At 31.1% G+C, this 19,612-nt stretch carries 18 protein-coding genes; 11 read left to right on the top strand and 7 right to left on the bottom strand.

Going from position 1 to position 19,612, the window contains the following annotated elements:
- The first annotated feature begins 232 nt into the window (after positions 1 to 232).
- The 4 genes from F0000_RS04465 (at position 233) to F0000_RS04450 (ending at position 5,872) form a co-directional block, all read left to right on the top strand.
- Positions 233 to 1,168, top strand: a complete 936-nt coding sequence (locus tag F0000_RS04465; protein WP_149623504.1) for a sterol desaturase family protein — start codon at positions 233 to 235, stop codon at positions 1,166 to 1,168.
- 375 nt (positions 1,169 to 1,543) lie between these two features.
- A complete protein-coding gene (locus tag F0000_RS04460) occupies positions 1,544 to 2,902 on the top strand; it encodes an aldehyde dehydrogenase family protein (RefSeq protein WP_149623503.1) in 1,359 nt (452 codons plus the stop codon).
- A 310-nt stretch (positions 2,903 to 3,212) separates the two neighbouring features.
- Positions 3,213 to 4,406: a hypothetical protein gene (locus F0000_RS04455; RefSeq protein WP_149623502.1), complete on the top strand. Its 1,194-nt coding sequence runs from the start codon at positions 3,213 to 3,215 to the stop codon at positions 4,404 to 4,406.
- An 11-nt stretch (positions 4,407 to 4,417) separates the two neighbouring features.
- Complete coding sequence (locus F0000_RS04450; protein ID WP_149623501.1) at positions 4,418 to 5,872, top strand: hypothetical protein; 1,455 nt, start codon at positions 4,418 to 4,420, stop codon at positions 5,870 to 5,872.
- A gap of 306 nt (positions 5,873 to 6,178) precedes the next feature.
- On the opposite strand, the gene F0000_RS04445 is transcribed toward F0000_RS04450, so the two are convergent.
- Positions 6,179 to 7,564, bottom strand: a complete 1,386-nt coding sequence (locus tag F0000_RS04445; protein ID WP_149623500.1) for an NAD(P)/FAD-dependent oxidoreductase — start codon at positions 7,562 to 7,564, stop codon at positions 6,179 to 6,181.
- Between the two features lie 153 nt (positions 7,565 to 7,717).
- Positions 7,718 to 8,518 carry a bifunctional 2-polyprenyl-6-hydroxyphenol methylase/3-demethylubiquinol 3-O-methyltransferase UbiG gene (locus F0000_RS04440; protein ID WP_149623499.1) on the bottom strand — a complete coding sequence of 267 codons (801 nt, stop codon included), beginning with the start codon at positions 8,516 to 8,518 and terminating at the stop codon, positions 7,718 to 7,720.
- Positions 8,519 to 8,579: 61 nt separating this feature from the next.
- Here F0000_RS04440 and F0000_RS04435 point away from each other — a divergent pair, with 61 nt between their 5' ends.
- The 3 genes from F0000_RS04435 (at position 8,580) to F0000_RS04425 (ending at position 11,025) form a co-directional block, all read left to right on the top strand.
- Entirely contained in the window at positions 8,580 to 9,218 is a 639-nt protein-coding gene (locus F0000_RS04435) for a flavin reductase family protein (protein ID WP_149623498.1), read from the top strand.
- Between the two features lie 368 nt (positions 9,219 to 9,586).
- Positions 9,587 to 10,438, top strand: a complete 852-nt coding sequence (locus F0000_RS04430) for an AraC family transcriptional regulator (RefSeq protein ID WP_149623497.1) — start codon at positions 9,587 to 9,589, stop codon at positions 10,436 to 10,438.
- A 116-nt stretch (positions 10,439 to 10,554) separates the two neighbouring features.
- Positions 10,555 to 11,025: a hypothetical protein gene (locus tag F0000_RS04425; protein WP_149623496.1), complete on the top strand. Its 471-nt coding sequence runs from the start codon at positions 10,555 to 10,557 to the stop codon at positions 11,023 to 11,025.
- A 212-nt stretch (positions 11,026 to 11,237) separates the two neighbouring features.
- Here the strand turns inward: F0000_RS04425 and F0000_RS04420 are convergent, their stop codons facing one another.
- Positions 11,238 to 11,822, bottom strand: a complete 585-nt coding sequence (locus F0000_RS04420) for an NAD(P)H-dependent oxidoreductase (protein WP_149623495.1) — start codon at positions 11,820 to 11,822, stop codon at positions 11,238 to 11,240.
- Between the two features lie 63 nt (positions 11,823 to 11,885).
- Positions 11,886 to 12,461 (bottom strand): Crp/Fnr family transcriptional regulator, encoded by a 576-nt coding sequence (locus F0000_RS04415; RefSeq protein WP_149623494.1) that lies wholly within the window; start codon positions 12,459 to 12,461, stop codon positions 11,886 to 11,888.
- 660 nt (positions 12,462 to 13,121) lie between these two features.
- Here F0000_RS04415 and F0000_RS04410 point away from each other — a divergent pair.
- The 3 genes from F0000_RS04410 (at position 13,122) to F0000_RS04400 (ending at position 15,550) form a co-directional block, all read left to right on the top strand.
- Positions 13,122 to 13,670 (top strand): carboxymuconolactone decarboxylase family protein, encoded by a 549-nt coding sequence (locus F0000_RS04410; protein ID WP_149623493.1) that lies wholly within the window; start codon positions 13,122 to 13,124, stop codon positions 13,668 to 13,670.
- A gap of 118 nt (positions 13,671 to 13,788) precedes the next feature.
- Positions 13,789 to 14,157: a cupredoxin domain-containing protein gene (locus F0000_RS04405; RefSeq protein ID WP_149623492.1), complete on the top strand. Its 369-nt coding sequence runs from the start codon at positions 13,789 to 13,791 to the stop codon at positions 14,155 to 14,157.
- A gap of 676 nt (positions 14,158 to 14,833) precedes the next feature.
- Complete coding sequence (locus F0000_RS04400; RefSeq protein WP_149623491.1) at positions 14,834 to 15,550, top strand: hypothetical protein; 717 nt, start codon at positions 14,834 to 14,836, stop codon at positions 15,548 to 15,550.
- 318 nt (positions 15,551 to 15,868) lie between these two features.
- Here the strand turns inward: F0000_RS04400 and F0000_RS28080 are convergent, their stop codons facing one another.
- Positions 15,869 to 16,405 carry a hypothetical protein gene (locus tag F0000_RS28080; RefSeq protein WP_223148870.1) on the bottom strand — a complete coding sequence of 179 codons (537 nt, stop codon included), beginning with the start codon at positions 16,403 to 16,405 and terminating at the stop codon, positions 15,869 to 15,871.
- A 43-nt stretch (positions 16,406 to 16,448) separates the two neighbouring features.
- Positions 16,449 to 17,033 carry a sugar MFS transporter gene (locus F0000_RS28075; protein WP_223148869.1) on the bottom strand — a complete coding sequence of 195 codons (585 nt, stop codon included), beginning with the start codon at positions 17,031 to 17,033 and terminating at the stop codon, positions 16,449 to 16,451.
- A gap of 134 nt (positions 17,034 to 17,167) precedes the next feature.
- Here F0000_RS28075 and F0000_RS04390 point away from each other — a divergent pair, with 134 nt between their 5' ends.
- On the top strand, positions 17,168 to 18,025 hold the full coding sequence (locus tag F0000_RS04390) for an AraC family transcriptional regulator (RefSeq protein ID WP_149623490.1): 858 nt from the start codon (positions 17,168 to 17,170) through the stop codon (positions 18,023 to 18,025).
- A 2-nt stretch (positions 18,026 to 18,027) separates the two neighbouring features.
- On the opposite strand, the gene kynU is transcribed toward F0000_RS04390, so the two are convergent.
- Positions 18,028 to 19,308: a kynureninase gene (kynU, locus tag F0000_RS04385; protein ID WP_149623489.1), complete on the bottom strand. Its 1,281-nt coding sequence runs from the start codon at positions 19,306 to 19,308 to the stop codon at positions 18,028 to 18,030.
- Positions 19,309 to 19,612: the final 304 nt, after the last annotated feature.

The following is a 19,612-nucleotide window of genomic DNA, read 5'->3' as shown; positions in this document are numbered from 1 at the left end:
CGGGAATTTCTTATTAGGAAAAAAAGAAAACTAAGACGTAGCTATAGTTTCTTTTTAGTTTTGAAACCTTATGAAAGAGAGCCAATTTTAATGTCTAATTTTTAAATCAGAAAAGATATTAATCCCTCAACAAGCGTTAAAAGTTTTTCTTTTTCATTTAAAAATATGATTTAACAAAGTTTTACTGGAAATTCTTATTATATTTCCGAATTTAGAATACAACAGAAAGAAGATGGATTTTATTGAACCCCTAAAATATGGTGTGCCTTGTTTTTTAGCACTGATACTTGTAGAACTAACCTATAGCAAAACCCATAACCACAAAGACTTATACAACTGGAAAGACCTTAGAGCCAGTGTAACCATGGGGGTTGGATCTGCCATTTTAGGCCCGCTGATCAAAACAATATTTTCTATTATACTATTTCATTTTGTATATAATTTTTTTAATCCTGAATTAAATGGTGTTCGCACCAATATTATGGGATGGGAATCTTTTGGTTTTGCCTGGTATGTATGGCTGCTCTGTCAACTTGCAGATGATTATACATATTATTGGTTTCACAGACAAAATCATATGGTGAGAGCTTTGTGGGCTGCTCATATTGTGCATCACTCTTCAGATAACTTTAATCTGGGAACAGCTGTCCGGAATGGATGGTTTACCCTATTATATAAGCCACTATTCTATATGTGGATGCCCGCTATTGGGTTTGATCCAAATATGGTTATTGTCTGTCTCGGGATAGAAGCGTTATGGCAGTTTCAGCTACATTCTGTATACATTCCTAAAATGGGAATTATCGAAAAAATCTTTAATACACATACTATGCATCAGGTACATCACGCTAAAAATGTAGAGTATATGGATAAAAATCATGGAGGTTTTCTTAATATTTTTGATAAAATTTTTGGCACCTGGAAAGAACTGGATGAAAACATCGAGGTGCAATATGGTGTAACACATGCACCTAATTCATATAATCCCTGGGTTATTCTAACTCATGAGTATAAAGATATCTGGAATGATACTAAAAAATCCAAAAATTGGTATCATAAATTCATGTATATCTTTGGCCCACCAGGATGGAGTCACGATGGTAGTACACTCACGGTAAAACAAATGCAAAAAGAATTAGAATTAAAAAAAGCTGCAGCAACAGCATAACATTTTATCTTTTTATGTAAATAAGCTCTGTAGCTAATTTTATATATAAAGAACTCATCTTGAGTAATGGTTTTCAACCGAAAAGTTTGGCTTTTATACTATAATGAAGTAGTTTTTTTTGAGTGTAACCATGGCTACACTCAAAAAAAACCAACAAAATTAGCGTGCAAAATGTAAATTTTGTAATCAAAGCAGTACTCAAGACGAGTTCATAAAGTGATTTAATTTTTTTGATTCTGGCGAAAAATAGTTATTTTTTGATAAATTGAAATATTTTTCTTACTTCATAGCAGTGCTACGAAGTAAGAAAAAGATAAAAAACTGAGTCAAAAAGAGCATTTTTATAGTGAATTAAAAAAAGTTCAAACCGCTTCTATGAGTTATCAGGAAATCATACATAACCAACGCCGTTTTTTTGATACGAATACGACCAAAGATATCTCGTTCAGAATTAGAGAACTAAAACGATTAAAAAGTAGTATCCAAAAAAACGAAGACCTTCTGTATAGTGCCATCTTTAATGATTTCAAAAAATCATCCTATGAGACCTATGTATCAGAGCTATCGATAATTTATCATGAAATAGAGTTTTCTATATCTAAAATTAAAAAATGGTCTAAGAGAAAAAAGGTTTGGACAAGCCTGACGAATCTGCCTGCAAAAAGCTATATAATCCCTGAACCTTATGGAACTGTTTTGGTTATTGGTGCGTGGAACTATCCATATCAACTGTCGCTAGTTCCTGCCATAGCTGCTATCTCTGCGGGATGCACTGTAGTTTTGAAACCTAGTGAGATCCCTTTGAAGTCTTCTGCTGCTATGGCAAAAATTATTAATCAGAATTTTAGCCCTGATTTTTTTAAGGTAATTGAAGGAGGTGTTCAGGAAACTACTGCGCTACTCAAAATAAAATTTGATAAAATATTTTTTACAGGAAGTACTCAGGTAGGTAAAATTATTTATCAGGCGGCAGCAAAACAACTTACTCCGGTAATTCTGGAAATGGGAGGAAAAAGCCCTGCAATTATCACACAAGATGTACATATTGATATGACAGCAAAACGTCTTGTTTGGGCAAAATTTCTTAATACCGGACAAACGTGTATAGCCCCGGATTATGTAATGGTAGCAGCATCCATACAAGATCAATTATTATCAGCTATCAAAAAACAGATCGAAATTGCTGATTATAAAATTGAAAATCAAAACTATACCCAAATTATTAATCAAAAAAACTTTGACAGATTAAAAGGATATATTGATCCTGATAAAGTATTTATAGGAGGTGAATGCAATGAAATCGAAAGAACTATTACTCCTACTGTCCTCAAAGATGTTACATTATCAGATCCTGTAATGCAAGATGAGATTTTTGGCCCAATTTTACCTGTAATATCATTTAACTCAATTGATCAGGCAATTGCAGATATTAAGACCTTATCAAAACCTTTATCTTGCTATATTTTCACAAAAAACAAAAGCATAAAGAACAGGATTCTTACAGAAATCTCTTTTGGTGGAGGAGCCATAAACGATGCAGTTATGCATTTTATAGAACAAGGTCTCCCATTTGGAGGTATTGGTGATAGTGGTATTGGTAATTATCACGGTAAAGCTGGATTCGAAGCTTTTTCTCATCACAAGAGCATATTACAAAAATCTTTTTTAGTAGAACTAAATCTTAAATATGCTCCATATACCCGCTCTAAATTAAAATGGTTAAAAAGACTTTAATTGTTGATCGAAATTTAAATACTCCTAGACTTGCCTTGAAGTCAAAGTATTTTTTTCAATAAAAGCCTTGTGGCTCTGACCTTAAGTAGCTTACCTGATTTTTATAGAATTTTCTAATAAAAACCATTTCTACAGATAGTATCATATTCTGAAATAAATTTTTCTTATTTAGAATCTAAAGCTACTGGATGCTATCAGGTTTATGTATAAATCTAGCCATGAAACTGTTATGTTTTAGAAAAAAACCATCAGTTCTATATGAATAGAAAACTGATGGTTTCTAAAAAAACAAAACATAACATTTTCATACATGAAAAAACCAACATTATTTGCATTGCTCATATTAATATATTCAGCAAATTCTTATTGTCAAAAATCATTATCTGAATCTGTAGCATATTTAGATATTAAATCTCCCAAACAACCACTAAGTAATATTATAAAGACATATAGTGTAATTGTAGAAACTCCCTATAAATTAACAGCAAAAGATGTACAAGCAAAATCTAAAATAGATTTTGAAAAGGAAAAAGTGAATTATAACAATAAGCTAAAAAAAAGCACCGTAGAATTTGAGGAACGATTAAAAAATCACGATGAAGAAGTAGTCAAAATAGAAGAGCGTTACAAAATGGAAATGGAACAATTTAAAAAACTTTCATTAATAGAACGCTTAGCATTAAGTGAACAAGGTAAAGAACCAAAACTTAGTATACCTTCAAAACCAACATACATACAACCAAGCGAACCCACCTATAAAGAACCAGATCTAACCAAGTTCTTGATTTTTGACAACAAAGTTTTAGCCGATGGAGTCATGGTTTATGGGTATGAAAAAGGAGGCAATGATGTGACTTTTATGATCAATATCACAAAAATGGTTTTTCAGGATAATGGTGGACAAACATTCTACAATCAACCCACAAACTTAAAAGTATTACAAGGTATGGAAGTCATTCATGAAAAAAAATTCGATGAAGGTTTTCAGTTCTTAACAGCCACATCAAGCAATACGATCAACTTTGATTATTATGAAAAAAACAATGTGCTTAAAATAATGAAAAATATGTCAATATATATAAATGAACAATTTGGATACACCCCAATACCTTCCACCATAAAAATTGAGTATCCAAAAAATAAAAAAAGAAAATATGATGTACTCGAAAACACTAAAATAAAGTCCGTTACTATTTATAAAAAATTAAACAGAATTACAAGTCTTCAAATACGAGAAAAATTTATAGCAGATCTTATTCAGGTAAAAGGAATCTGGAAAGAAGAGCTATCCAAAATAGATTACAAAGACAAAAAAGCAACTATGAATGTAGCTGTTGCCAAAATAATTTTCTTTAATCTATTGCGTGTAAATATTAGTTTAAAAAACAAAGAGCAAGCTGAAAAAACCTTAGAATTGATGCAAGAAAAATTAATCGATTTAGACCTTAGTAATGATCAAAAAAGAACACTGACAAGTCTGGAAGAACAAATATATACCCTATAATGAGAACATCCATGAAAAAAAATATCATAGCTATAATTATTGGTTTTACAATACACCAAGGGTTTTCTCAGGAATTTAAAACCGAAACAGGTACTAGTTTTACAAAAAAAAATAATCAGGAAATAACACATATTACATTCCCTTCTGCCTATGGTTTTATGACCTACAGCCATTTAGACAATGTAATGACAGATAATCGCAAAGAAATAAAACTCACAAAATATGATCAATCTACTAATCCTATTGCTTCTAGCTTTTTTAACTTACCTAAATTAGGGCAACGAGCCGCAGATTTACTAAAAGTAATAGAGCTAAAAGACAGACTTATTTTTATATCCAAAGCAATGGATAAAAAATCCGGAAAAAGTGAAGTATACGCACAAGTATATCAGGAAAAAGAAAATACAATCAATCCTTATAAAACAATAGCTTCTTTTCCTATTGAAAGCTACTCCAAATCTGGATTTTATAAAATTACGGTTTCTCCTGATCAATCAAAAATTGCTGTATATGCCAGTATGCCATACAAAAAGAAAACTAAAGAAAAAATACAAACCCGGGTATACGATATAAACCTAAACTTGTTATGGGAACAGACGGAGACACTAACATTTGATGCAAAAAAAGTATATCATGAGAAAGCGTTTGTTGCTAATACAGGACAAGTATACCTGAGCAAAATTACGGATGCTAATAAAAAAGCAAGAACTACACACTTATTAGAATTTAACGGAAATAGCGTAAATACAACAACATTTTCTTCAGATGGATTTCAACCTATGAATATGAAGCTCATTACTATAGACGATACGCCTATGCTAATAGGGTTCTTCTGGCACGGGAAAAAAAGTATTGTCAGCGTAGGAGAAGGTGATGAAAATAATGGCGCTTTTCTATATGATCTATCCGAGCATACTTTGCTAGGGAAACATCTCTGGAAAGAAAAACAAACAGCAAACAATCTAAAAAGCTTAGAAGTTATTGATTGTAAAATTATTGATAATGATATCTATATGATTGGAGAAAGAAAAATTACCAAAAACGAATTCAGAAAAAATGGAAATCAATCTACCATGGAATTGGATTACTATCACACATATGGGGCAAGTATTCTGGTTAATTTTGATACCAAAGGCACATTAAAAAGTTTTACCCCATTATTAGATACGGTAGAATATAAAAATGAAAAAAAAGAAAAAGGTTCAATAACTACCTTATATTTTGAGGACGGTTTACGACTATTTCATAATGATAGCAAGAATCAAATTTCGTATAACAGCTATTTTAGTCAACGGGAAATAGGCTTTAAAAAACCTGTAATAAAACTTAAAGCAACGGATCTTCCCAGATACTGGGTTATCCCCTGTTTACTCCCTAATTCTTTAAAAAAAGCAGAAGGGTATAATTTACTTTATTATATATCAAATTATGGAGATACATACTGGCTTAATAAAATGAGTTGGTAGGCGATCATGTTGGTTATTTTAAAACAGCATTGAATTATCAATGAATTCTTGTTTTAAAATGGTAGAAAACCTCATGAAATCTATCTTTTGTAGTGAAGTGAAGAAAATTGTAGTGATAAATTTATAGAGGATTCTGATTTTAATTAAATATGCACTTGCATTTGATATTACTTCCTTATTTCGAATTCTAATTTTTATAAAACAAACAAAAACTTGAATAAATACTGTTGATTAGATTTTTAAGAAATAAAATTATGATATACAAACATTATAATTTTATTTCTTAAAAGTTATAATAATATAAAGTTAAAAATACTTCTCCGTAATTCTTTTTTTAGAATCAATAGTAATTTTTTTAATCTTATTTAATATCTGATCTTCAATTTCCTGAGTCCCCCAAAGATCCTCAATATTATCTAGTTGCATAATTTCATCCATAATTCTGGCTTGTTGATCTCCTAGCTTTAATGCTTCTGCATATGGTTTATGAGAGAATGTAACTCTGGTATACAAAGGAACCCAAAGATCAGGATATTTTTCAGAAAATCTTTTCTCAATTTTTTTTCTTAGCAAAAACTCCGGATCTGCAGTTTTACTACTCATCTCCATAAAATTACGATAAGAAAGCTCTGCAATTGCATCTGTATCAGGTTTTCTTGTACGCTGATATGATTCAAAAATATCTTGCCAATTTTCACCTTTATATGCCTCTATAATATCGTCTAGCACAGAAATATCCTCAAAACCAGCATTGATCCCCTGACCATAAAAGGGAACAATGGCATGAGCAGAATCTCCTACTAAAGCTACCTTATCCCAATATGTCCAGGGATAGCATTTCATGGTTACTAAAGCACTGGTCGGATTATTTTTAAAATCTTCTAATAAGGTAGGCATTAACTCTATAGTATCAGGAAAATGTTGCTCCCAAAATTCGGAAACCTCGGTATCAGATGTTAACTTCTCAAAAGAATTTTCGCCTTCGTGAGGCATAAATAAAGTACAGGTAAAACTACCATCCAGATTTGGTAATGCTATTAACATAAACTTTCCTCTGGGCCATATATGAAGTGAGTTTTTATCAAGTTTATGAGAGCCATCACTATTTGCAGGAATACCGAGTTCTTTATATCCAGCACTTAAGAAGTCTTGAGAATAATCGAACCTACTTCTTCGCTGCATTTTATGTCGTACTCTGGAAAATGCTCCGTCACAACCAAAAATCAAATCATACTGATACTCTTTCCAGGCTCCTTTTTCTGTTTCTCCCGTATATATTTTAGCTTCGACCAGATTAACATCCCATACTTTTTCATTAAACCTAAAAACAACTCCGGCTTCTTCTGCCAATGTTATCATTTTTCGATTTAAAACTCCTCTGGAAATAGAATAGATAGCTTCTCCATCATTACCATAGTACTGATGATATTCTGGTTTGCCATTGACATGCATGGCTCTTTTATTTAATGGAATAGCTAATTCTCTAATCTTCTCGCCTATCCCTACTCTATCCAGCGCTTTCCATCCACGAACAGACATCGCCAGATTTATAGATCTACCACTGAATCTTACCTTTCTAATATCTGGTCTTCTGTCAAAAACAGTAACGTGATGGTTTCGTTTCCTTAAGTAAATTGCTAATAATGAACCTGCTAATCCACTCCCAACGATTGCTATATTTTTTGTTTGCATAAAAATGTTATGATACCGGTCTACCAGAGGTTGGCTAAGAATCTTGATGGATTCGAGCTTTAATGTCCTCTGGCAAAACAATTCTGTTCTACATGAAGAACGTATGCAAGCATTAAAACCTTCAGCAAATGTAAAAAAATTATTAATGAATTGTTATTTAAAAGCTTTAATTGCAAATATCAACGGGAATAATGTATTCAAACTTGTAAACATTCCATTTTCCATTGTAACCAAATCCGGAAAAATATCATATGGCGATTCATCATATTCTTTTAAATATTCTATAGTTAATCCAGCTTCAGAAAGTGAAGAGACTACTTCTCCTAAGCCATGATTCCAACCATATTCTTTACTTATCATTGTTGAACTTGTATCTGCATACGTTCCCTGATACTCTTCATAAATTACTTCTTTTTGATGATAACCATACTTAATGGCTGGTTTTCCTTCTGTATAATCAAACATCCAAACAATGGGATGAAATTCTACTATATAAAAAACACCGCCAGGTTTTAATCGATCTGCAATCATACGCCCCCAAGGTTTTAACTCTGGCAACCAATCAATCACTCCGTAGCTGGTATATACGATATCAAATGTATCTTTGATATACGCAGAAATATCCATGACATTACATTGAACAAACTTGGCATCCAATTTTAACTCAGCGTTCAGGTTTTCTGCCATTTCTATTCCTTTTTCAGAAATATCTACTCCGGTACATTTGGCTCCCAGCCTACTCCAACTTAGCGTATCTTGTCCAAAATGACATTGTAAATGTAATAGAGACTTCCCAGAGACATCGCCCAATGCATCAATTTCATATGTATTTAATGAATTTTTACCATTCTTAAATGCGTCAAGATTATAAAAATCACTTTTTGAATGTATGCCTACTTTTTTATTCCAGGTGGCCTTATTGGTTTCAAAATATTTTTGCAATTCTTTAGACATTACCTACTGTAAATTAGTTTTTAAATATAATTTTATACACAGTTTCTAAATATACTACAAAATGAATCACTTTACATTAAAACAACTTAATGAATTATCCTCTAGATATCGCGCTAATCTAGTAAATAGTTGTATTGGGTATAAACCTTGCACCTTGATTGCTTCTAGCAGTAACCAAGGAACGACAAATGTTGCTATATTTAATTCTATTGTTCATATAGGTAGTAATCCTCCAATGTTAGGTTTTATCCTTAGACCTACAACCGTCCCCAGAAACACCTATAAAAACATCAAAGAAAACAGTTTTTTTACAGTAAATCTGGTTACCAAAAAAATGATTTCTGCCGCACATCATACGGCAGCAAAATATGAAGAACATATTTCTGAATTTGACAAAACAGATCTTGAACCAGAATACCTCCATGAATTTCGTGCACCATATGTCAAAAATAGTATGATCAAAATTGGATGTACATATACTAATGAGTACCCAATCAAAGAAAATGGTACTATTCTGATTATTGGAACTATTAAACATATTTATCTGGAAAATAATATCCTTCATAAAGATGGTTGGGTACAATTAGACAAAGCAGATACCATTGCCAATATTGGGTTAGATGGATACGCATTGCCCGAATTAGTGGATAGATTTCAATATGCGCAACCTGATCAAGAAACCAAATCATTGCTTAAATAGTGTAATCAATTCTTGTTTTAAAATACTCAAATCAAATAGCAAGCAGCAATTTCTTATTTGGTCAAAAAAGAGCAAATTTTAATGGTACTTATAAACTAGAAATAGTATACTCTATAGTTGAGCTAACTGTATTTAAATCAATTAATTCCTGAATTCACTAGTAAGAGTATTAGGTATTGAAATTTTATTGCATTTGATTCGATAACGACAAAAATTTCATTATTTAATTAGCCTTTTTATAACATACTTCTAATGAAATAATATGTAAATTTATAATTGATATTGGATACATGATGCATATAGTAGAAAATTAAATTTTTGCCTATTGCTTCTGTAATGTTATTAATATAAAAACGACAGATACATGTATGGTAAAGGAATTCAAAGAATTTTCTACAGATGCTCGATTTAAAATAGCTGACGAAGAATTTTTATGCTGTTACACTAAATCAAAAAGTGTTAATTTATTTACATTCATATGGGCTAGGGACTACTCTGCCTTATTAGAGATTGATGGAATATCCTTCTGCTTAGAGCAAAATAGTATCATTGTTCTTACCCCGAATCAATATCTTAAATTTATAGAAGGGCAAAATCTTATAGTATATCAGTTTAATCAGGAGTTTTATTGTATAAAAGACCATGATAAAGAGGTAAGCTGTATGGGAGTTTTATTTTATGGAAATAATACAATCCCAATTATAAAACTTGATTCAGAAAATCAAAAAAAACTAGATTTTTTACATCAGGTATTTCTTGATGAGTTAAACACAATTGATACAATACAAGCTGAAATGTTACGAATGTTGATGGCGCGTTTTATTATAACAACCACCAGACTTATAAAACAACAAAGTGGATTCAAAAATGTATATAATGAACAGGTAGATATAATACGAGAATTTAATGTTTTAGTAGAATCTAATTTTAAAAAAGAACATTCTGTAGCGTTTTATGCCGAAAAATTGTTCAAATCTCCTAAGACACTTTCTAATAGTTTTGCCAGGTTTCAAAAAAGTCCGTTACAAATTATTCATGATCGTATAATTTTAGAAGCAAAACGACTTTTTATATATACGGATAAGACTGCTAAGGAAATAGCATATGAAGTTGGTTTTGATGATGCCTCTCATCTAAGTCGAATGTTTAAAAAACATACAACGTTATCTCCGTCAGAATTTAAGAAACAGCTTAAAACTGAAGTAGCTGGGAACTATTGACAATAAAGAAGGAATAAATGTTCTTTTATTATATTTATTTTTGCCTCAATTTTGTACTATAAAATAGCAACAAATAAATCCTGATATTATATTTCGGGATTAAAACATAAAGAGATATGAAAAAGCCACACAACATCAGAATTACAACATTATTTGTTTTCCTTTTCGTATTTTTTTTGGGATATACACAGGGAAAAGTATATAAAAGCCAGTTAGAGACTGTATATCTTAATGATACAAAAGAAATTGTTTATAAAAATACCTTCAGTAATTATAACCAGAGTCTAATTGCCTCAAAAAAAATCGATTTCAGAAAAGAAATAAAAATTGCAAAGAAAGAAAATGAATACTTATTATTTTCGTCAAATAAAAGTACAATCAAATTAATCATTCCTTCGTATCTAGTGACTATCAGAAAAGCTGCCAACAGGAGTACGAATCCTAAAGCATTTGAGATTTTTTTAAAAAATAATTTGCCACAACTTGGTCATCAATTTATTCTCGACAACAACCTAGAAGAATTGTATTTTATTTCTAGAAAAGACACGTTTAATGGTAAAATCAATGCATTACCCAGTTTTCTTTAATTCAACCAATAATTTATTTAACTAAGTACCTGTCTAGGTCAGATAAATCTTACGTAAAAAATATAGATTACTTACCTTGTAGAACATCTAAGCTCTTGATGTAACAGAATTTCTCAAATAAAATTACCTGCTAAAATCATTTCGTTTTGTTTCATTTTACGATGATTTTATTTGAGAAATGATATAAGAAGTATATTCTCTTGGATTGTTTATTATTTGTTTTCCTTTCCCAGTTTTTTAATTTTGGTTAACCACCTATTTCTGAATTCTTCTGTAGTACCTTTTACTGGAGCAATGTAGGTTATCCTCACTGGGTTAATCCCGCAGAATTGTAATGTGCCTCTTTTAAATTGATTAATTACAGGATTCTTCATAAATAGGCTATTGTACCACTTTGGAGTATCGGCGGTTATTATAATTCTACCTGTTTTTCCCTTTAAAAGCTTTTTAGGCAATGCTTTTCCCGGAACATAATCAAAAGTAATTCCAGGGAGAAAGCTTCTATCAATAAAGCCTTTCATAATTGCGGGGTAGCCATACCACCACATTGGGAAAAGCCAAACAATGTGATCTGCTTCTTTTATTTTATCAATAGAATTTAATAAATCTGGTTCAAGTTCAATTTTTTTTCGATACCCGAATTGTAAATTCGGATCGAAGTCTAAATCTCTTATATTAATAACATCAATTACTGCATTTGAGTTTTCTGCTCCTTGCTTATAAGCTTCTGCTAATCCAAAATTAAAACTTTCTTTGTCGGGATGACCATTTATGAGTAGCACCTTTTTAAGTTTCATTATAGTATCAATTTATTTTTTACAAAAGTATTGACCAACAAAGAGCTCATAAAGGACAAATGTCTAAAAAGAATTTTTTTTTCTTAGCCGACTAAGATGCCTTTGCGTTATCCCAAGGTATGAGGCGATATATTTTAATGGCACTAGTTGTATGAATTCAGGGTGATTAATAATCAAATCTTTATAACGCTTCTCAGCAGATTCCATTTGAAGAGCCAGTAAACGATTTTCCATCAAAACATAAGATTGCTCAGCAAAATAATTTGAGAATTTAAGCCAGTTATTATTAGTATTAGTGAGTTCAGAAAATTGATTTTTTTTGATGATTAGCACTTCTGTGTCGATCAAAGCATGGATATTCTCAAAAGTTTTTTTTCCTGATATAAATGAAGAATACGCTGCAATAAATTTGTTAGGAAATGTCAGGCAATAAGTAACTTCTTCATCTTTACTGGAGCTATAATAGTTCCTTACAATGCCAGAGCAGATAAAAGCAATCCAATCACAGGTTTGTCCAGCCTCAATTAAGATCTCATCTTTTTTGAAAGATTTAAATACAAAACAATCCAGACCTCTGATAATATCATCTTCTGAAAACTCACTAAAAGATTTTAATATATTTTCCAACTTTTCTTTCATCTTGGCAAAAATCATTTTATTGCATACTATAAAATAGTACTTACTACTCTTTTTTATTGAATTCATCGCATTTTTTCTATTCCTCAAAAAATAACTGAAATCCGTTCGTGTTTCGTTACTTTTTTTTGTCTGTAGTGCTACTATAGACTACAAAAAGCACCTCATCTGTACAAATTTCATCTCATTTTCGGTTAAAACAAAAAGTTAAGATGAGTTCATAGTATACTATTTTTATACCTCGCAACTCGAAAAATCTCAGTCTTTTTTTGAAGTAAGGAAGAATATACATACTGAAAGGAAAAATAACCATTCTACAAGCTTTCCTTCTGATGCATCTTTGTATCAGTAATTTTAAAATATAAAAAGATGACAAAAAATAAATCAATTTTCAATTTAATAGAAATATTTAGTGCCAGTAGAAAAAAAATTATTAATAGTATCAGCCCAAAAACGCACTGTGATCAAAGAAGTCATCACGATTTTTATTGTAATGCAGAGAGGCCTTTTATTTCTGCAGAAAAATTATAAAAAGGAAAAATTGACAAGTTGTAGGGAAAAACAAACATTACCTCACTTATATTTTAATAAGATATTTGCACCTTTAATTTAGAATACCTTAAAATTAAAAAAAAATATTAAGAACATATAAAATTAAAAAAAATGGCAACAATAAATGTACCAACAAGAGAAGAAGTAAATACTACGAACCAAGCAATTTTTGATAATCTTACCAAAGCATTGGGCTTTGTTCCGAATCTTTATGCAACGTATGCGCACAGCGATACTGCATTAGAGAATTATTTAAATTTTTCTAATGCAAAAACGTCCTTAAAAGCAAAAGAAAAAGAAGTAGTAAACTTAGCTGTTAGTCAAGTAAATAATTGCACCTATTGTTTATCAGCTCATACAGCGATCGGAAAAATGAACGGATTCACAGAAGAACAGATACTGGAATTAAGAGCTGGCAACGCTTCTTTTGATTCTAAACTAGATGCTCTGGCAAAACTTGCCAAAAACATTACGGAAAATAGAGGTCGCGCGGATCAGGATGTTGTAGATACTTTTCTCGCTGCGGGGTATAATAAAGGTAATTTGATAGATACCATTGTATTGGTAGGAGATAAAACGATTTCTAATTATATACATAGCACCACTCAAGTACCAGTTGATTTTCCAGTTGCACAACCTTTGGAGACTGCAACAGTGTAATACCCCCTCAAAAATTAAACTCTGAGAAGAGAAAAAACACTAAAATAGTTTCTCTTTCTCTTCTTTTAACATAAATTAGTATACATTTAAACCATTAATATACAAACATTTAAAAATCATGAAAAAAGTAATCACATTATTCGCATTTATTTTCTCAATAGCATTTAGCTCATCTGCTCAGGAAGTAAAAACAGTATCATTAGAACAGACAAAAGGAGAATTTACTCAAAAGCAAATTACTTTGTCAGAAGGGAATTATGTTTTCAACATTTCTAATAACAGTGTTGGAACGGATGTTGGTTTTGTATTAATACCAGCTGGAAAAGATGCTTCTGATCCTAAAAATCATATACAAGAGGCATATGTAACTAAAGTTGTTGCGGACGGTAAGACAGAAAGTTCAAAAACAGTAACACTAAAAAAAGGAGAATATAACTATTTCTGTCCATTAAATAAAACTCCACAATACAAACTGATTGTTCAGTAATCATCTATAGATAGTAAGAAAAAAAACCTCCATAGTCGGAGGTTTTTTTTATGTGAATAAGAAACTCAAGTTGCGGTGAGTATTTTTTTCATAATAGTAGCGTAGAGAAATTGTATTGAGACCAAGTTTAATTAGTACTACCATGTTCCGATTTAAATTATCCATCAATTAGAGCTAAATCTACAGTACTAATGATGTTTTTTCATTCAGTACTTTACCTCCGACCATAGGTTTTAACAAATAGAGTCTTTTTGATACTTTTTAGTTGTGAAAGATCCTCAGATCACTTGAATGATTTGCTGGTTTCAATTTCCCTGTATTTTCTTGAAAAACTATACTACCTTTAACATCATATAGCACTAATTGAGAAATTTCCTTTATTTTAAGATGAAACAGTATTACCGCTTCATTTATTATAGAAAATGGATTAAGGTATACATCAAAATTATTGGTTATTTTGTTACTCATCATTTAAACCAATAACAGCGGATCTCCTTACTATTAAACAATTAATATTTCCCAACTCAGACCTTATCGACCTTTAGAGTATACTAATGCCTCATTTATTGTCTAGGCTACAACAAGTTTCAAAAAACAATTTAAAATTATAGTATTGTTAAAAAATAAAAGAGAAAAATCAATTTTATCTACGTTTGCCCAAAAAACAACTCCTAATATGAAAAACACACTAATTTGGATTACTTATTGCTTTTTATTTTTTTCTTGCCAACAAAAAGAAGTAAAGGTTACAAAAAATAGTACTACAATAGAGGTGACAACCCCTTCTGAAAAACAAAATATAGATAAAAAACTGACTGTGGCAGAAAGTATTGCATATGCCAATGGTCTTGAGTTTTGGAAAAAAGTTTCTGAAATCAGGTTTACTTTTAATGTTGATCGCGGTAAAGACCATTTTGAGCGTTCCTGGAAATGGAAACCAAAAACCAAGGATGTAACTTTATACTCAACAAAAGATACAATCTCTTATAACAGATCCGAAATGGATAGTATTCTGATTGATGCCGATCAACAGTTTATTAATGACAAATTTTGGCTATTAGCTCCTTACAATTTGGTATGGGATACAGGAACCAAAATAACGACAAAAGATATAGCTACAGCACCTATCAGTAAAGAGAGATTACAAAAACTCACTATTCTATATAATGACAAAGGAGGTTACACCCCTGGCGATGCCTATGATTTTTACTATGATACTGATTTTCGTATTAAAGAGTGGGTTTTTAGAAAATCAAATACTCCAGAACCTTCTATGATAACTACCTGGGAGGATTATACCGATTTTAATGGTATCAAAATTGCTAAAACTCATATAAACAAAGAAGGTTCTCTCAAGGTATACTTTACTAATATTAAAGTAATTAACGAATAATCTAAAATAATACGTTATACTATAATATTCTTTCTGCATTTTAAAACTGATACTATAAAAATTGCCAGAAGTGTTTTTTTTATAGTAAACTACTTAGGGACAAGCCGAGGCATGTATTGAAATAAACATTTCGATTTCGAGGCTAGCCTCCATTTAAATCTCAATTATCGAGTCAATCCCGATACACTCCTTCCTACTCCTAATATCCTGGAAATCGAATTGATGAATTTGGAATTCAAAAATATCAAAATGCACAATGGGTATTGTATATTTCAAAACATCAATAGTATCCACTCCAGAACAGGTTGGCGATCAAGTTTATTTCTTAAATCTTTTAGAAATAAAAATTGCAATCACCAATGCTAGTAGTGTTGCAATTAATAAGGCTGTAAAACTAAGTTTTAAACTTTCAATTTTAGATAAGAATCCCAGAAATGGAGGACTTATTAAAAAGCCAAGGTATCCAAATCCTGCGACAAAAGATATTCCTTCTGCTGGAGAAACACCTTTAGTTTTACCTGCGAGACGAAACAATTCTGGTATAATAACCGAAAATCCGAAACCAACAAATCCAAATCCAATGACAGTAATTATTAATTGAGAATTAAGTATGCCTAAAAAACCAAAGAAACTAATCAAACATCCTCCCATAATTATTGATATAGACCCAAAACGCCTACTTACCATATCTCCAAAAAAGCGGCCTAGAGTCATCATCACAGAAAAAGAAACAAATCCAAATCCAGAAATCTTTTCTGATGATATTTGTACAATATCCTGCATATAAAGTTTACTCCAATGCTCTATTGCGCCTTCACTACCCATAATCAAAAACGCAATAATTGTAAGTCCCAAAAGGGGTTTTATCAATTTTAGACCAGAACTCCAGTCTTTCTTATTAGATCTCTCGCCTTCTATAGATATATATGAACTGCAAATAAGTACGTTGGTTATCAGAACAAAAAACAGCAACACTAAGCATATGCAATAGCGAATCATTAAAATAATTGATCAAAAAGCTTCCGATTCCTGCGCCAATAACTCCTCCCAAACTAAAAAAACCGTGAGATGCAGACATAAAATGAATAGCATCCTCTTGTTCTATTTCTGATACTAATGCGTTCATTGATACATCTGTTAAGCAGGCTAATATGCCTACTAAATATAGTGCAATACATAACATTATATAATCTGTCATTACAACAGGAACTAAAAATAATAGAGAACATATTATGATTCCAAAAAAAGTGGTCTTACCTACTCCAAGTTTATTAACTATTCTATAAGATACTGGTATCATAGTCAATGTTCCTAATGCAAAACTAAAGAGTGCAATCCCCAGTTGAGCATCATCAATCCCTAGTTTGGTTTTCATTTGTGGGATATAAAGTACCCAGGTACTTACCATAATATTTAGAGAAGCAAAAACCCACGCAGGCCCAAAATAACGTAGTCTGGTCAATATAAGCTGTAATGAATCCAAAATATGTATTTATAAAAAGTTCAATATCAAAGTTAGCTACAAATACGCAGGCTCATTAAAACAAAGTATTCAAATTATAAAACAAAGTATTCTCATTTAACTCTAATAAGATATTTTTATGGTAATTTTATTATATGAAATTATCATATGAACAGATTTATGTAGATCAATCCTCCTCATTAAAAATAGAAAGTTACCGAGACAATACTCTCTGCAATCAAATAAACTGGCACATACATCCAGAATACGAAATAGTTTTTATTAGAAATGGTAAAGGGACTATCCAGGTAAGCTCAAAGACAGAAAACTATACGGATGGGGTATTAATATTCCTAGGACCTAACATACCACATATCCCATTTGGAAATAAACAACATAAAAATAATGTAGAAGTAGTAATCCAGTTCTCAGAGAATTTTGTTCAAGAAAAGTTAAGTCGTTTTCCAGAATTCGACAAATTACTAGCATTTATTAAAATGTCCAACAAAGGAATTCTCTTTTCTAAAGAAATCAAGCAGGAATTAGCTAGTTTATTCTTAAGCTTTGCCCATCAGAATTGTACGGAACAATTATTAAATTTCTTAAGTATTCTCTATCAATTATCAGTTTCTAAAAACAATAGAACATTATTAAAATCAAATTCACCTGTAGAAATTAATAAAAACTCACTAGAAAGAGTATCAAAAGTATTTGAGTATATCAATACTAATTATGCCAAAAAAATCAGATCAGAAACCTTGGCAAAACAATTAGGATTGACCCCTAATTCATTTTGTAGAATGTTTAAATCTGCTACTGATATGAATTTTATCCATTTCCTTAATGAATTCAGAATAAAAAAGGCACAAGAATTTTTTGAAAACAAAAACATACCTATTATAGAAGTCGTATATAAATCTGGTTTTAATGATCCTTCTTATTTTTGTAAACAATTCAAGAAATATACAGGAGTAAACCCATCTACATATATAAAACAACTGGATATAGAATAAAATTAATTCTTATTTTTTATCCCTTGTTTAAGTATTTGTCCAAAATCATACATATCCTCAAAAGAACAGTAAAAAGGTGCTGGTGCTAATCTGATTACATTAGGTTCACGCCAATCTGTTATCACTCCATTTTTCATTAAATAATCAAATAACCTTTTCCCTTCCCCGTGTAAAAACACAGAAAGTTGAGTTCCTCGTTCTCTTTGGATTGATGGGGTAATGATCTCAAAAGTACTATCTACCTCTGCATCTATTTTATGAAGAATATATTCCAAATATGCTACAATCAAATTTCGTTTTTGGATTAAAGTTTCCATTCCAACCTCATCAAATAACTCTAATGAAGCCAGATAAGGTGCTAAAGAAAGAATAGAGGCATTACTCAATTGCCACGCATCGGCATTGGACATTGGTGTAAATTCTGGTTTCATAAGAAACCTGGATTCTTTTTCAGTTCCCCACCATCCTTCAAAACGAGGTATGTCTTTTTTATTATGAAAACGTTCATGAATATAACATCCTGATGCATTTCCCGGGCCACTATTCATATACTTATAACTACACCAAGCAGCAAAATCTACATTCCAATCGTGCAATTCCAGTTGTACATTACCGGCTCCATGTGCTAAATCCCAACCTACAAAAGCTCCAATCTCATGACCCGCTTTTGTAATAGTTTTTATATCAAAAACCTGACCTGTATAATAATTCACTCCACCGATTAAAACCAATGCACAGGTTTCTCCTACGGATGAGATTGTAGAGAGAATATCTTCTATCCTGAAATTATGCTCTCCTTTACGTTTTTTAATTTCTACAATAGCATCATCAGGATCATATCCATGAAATCTAACCTGACTCTGTAGCATATATTGATCACTGGGAAATGCTTTTTCTTCGCAAATAATCTTATATCGTTTCCCCTTGGGTCTATAAAATGAAACCATCAACAGATGAAGGTTAACTGTTAAGGTATTCATCACTGTGATTTCTGAAGTCTTTGCTCCTACAATTTTACTTAAAGGTTTTGCTAAACGTTCATGATAATCCCACCAAGGTTTATCCGCATAAAAATGTCCTTCTACAGCTAATGCCGCCCAATCATTCATCACCTCATCTATATATTTGCTGGTAACTTTGGGTTGTAATCCTAGTGAATTCCCTGTAAAATAAATGACCTGCTTATTATTAACTTTAGGAAAAATGAATTGATCTCTATATGATCCTAATGGATCTTGTTGGTCTAATTTCTGAGCAAATTCTCTACTATTCTCGAATTGCATTTTTATATTTTAATTCAAAAATACAGATTACTGTTGAGACTTCAATAGAATTTATATCTACTACTTCTCGTTAATAAAGAACTATCGATTAAAAAGGTTTTCGTGGATCATAAAAATTAATCCACTGTACTATTTTATAACAACTTTTACCATTTTCAAAGAATATGAAAGTTAGAGCATTGTTAAAACTATCATAAAATAGACTTTTAATAGTAACAATATCTTAATTCTCGACATTGATTATATATTAGGGGGTAATTTCTTTTGATTAAAATTATAAGGAAGTATCACTCCATAAAAAGAC

It is taken from the genome of Aquimarina sp. RZ0 (genome assembly GCF_008370685.1).
In the GTDB taxonomy this organism is placed as follows: Bacteria; Bacteroidota; Bacteroidia; order Flavobacteriales; family Flavobacteriaceae; genus Aquimarina.
This window is presented reverse-complemented; position numbering and strand designations above follow the sequence as displayed.

What these genes read in the sequence shown, in the direction of transcription:
- F0000_RS04465 (WP_149623504.1), top strand. Translation starts at nt 233, where the DNA reads ATGGATTTTATTGAACCCCTAAAATATGGTGTGCCTTGTTTTTTAGCA.
- F0000_RS04460 (WP_149623503.1), top strand. Translation starts at nt 1,544, where the DNA reads ATGAGTTATCAGGAAATCATACATAACCAACGCCGTTTTTTTGATACG.
- F0000_RS04455 (WP_149623502.1), top strand. Translation starts at nt 3,213, where the DNA reads ATGAAAAAACCAACATTATTTGCATTGCTCATATTAATATATTCAGCA.
- F0000_RS04450 (WP_149623501.1), top strand. Translation starts at nt 4,418, where the DNA reads ATGAAAAAAAATATCATAGCTATAATTATTGGTTTTACAATACACCAA.
- F0000_RS04445 (WP_149623500.1), bottom strand. Translation starts at nt 7,564, where the DNA reads ATGCAAACAAAAAATATAGCAATCGTTGGGAGTGGATTAGCAGGTTCA.
- F0000_RS04440 (WP_149623499.1), bottom strand. Translation starts at nt 8,518, where the DNA reads ATGTCTAAAGAATTGCAAAAATATTTTGAAACCAATAAGGCCACCTGG.
- F0000_RS04435 (WP_149623498.1), top strand. Translation starts at nt 8,580, where the DNA reads ATGAATCACTTTACATTAAAACAACTTAATGAATTATCCTCTAGATAT.
- F0000_RS04430 (WP_149623497.1), top strand. Translation starts at nt 9,587, where the DNA reads ATGGTAAAGGAATTCAAAGAATTTTCTACAGATGCTCGATTTAAAATA.
- F0000_RS04425 (WP_149623496.1), top strand. Translation starts at nt 10,555, where the DNA reads ATGAAAAAGCCACACAACATCAGAATTACAACATTATTTGTTTTCCTT.
- F0000_RS04420 (WP_149623495.1), bottom strand. Translation starts at nt 11,822, where the DNA reads ATGAAACTTAAAAAGGTGCTACTCATAAATGGTCATCCCGACAAAGAA.
- F0000_RS04415 (WP_149623494.1), bottom strand. Translation starts at nt 12,461, where the DNA reads ATGAAAGAAAAGTTGGAAAATATATTAAAATCTTTTAGTGAGTTTTCA.
- F0000_RS04410 (WP_149623493.1), top strand. Translation starts at nt 13,122, where the DNA reads ATGGCAACAATAAATGTACCAACAAGAGAAGAAGTAAATACTACGAAC.
- F0000_RS04405 (WP_149623492.1), top strand. Translation starts at nt 13,789, where the DNA reads ATGAAAAAAGTAATCACATTATTCGCATTTATTTTCTCAATAGCATTT.
- F0000_RS04400 (WP_149623491.1), top strand. Translation starts at nt 14,834, where the DNA reads ATGAAAAACACACTAATTTGGATTACTTATTGCTTTTTATTTTTTTCT.
- F0000_RS04390 (WP_149623490.1), top strand. Translation starts at nt 17,168, where the DNA reads ATGAAATTATCATATGAACAGATTTATGTAGATCAATCCTCCTCATTA.
- kynU (WP_149623489.1), bottom strand. Translation starts at nt 19,308, where the DNA reads ATGCAATTCGAGAATAGTAGAGAATTTGCTCAGAAATTAGACCAACAA.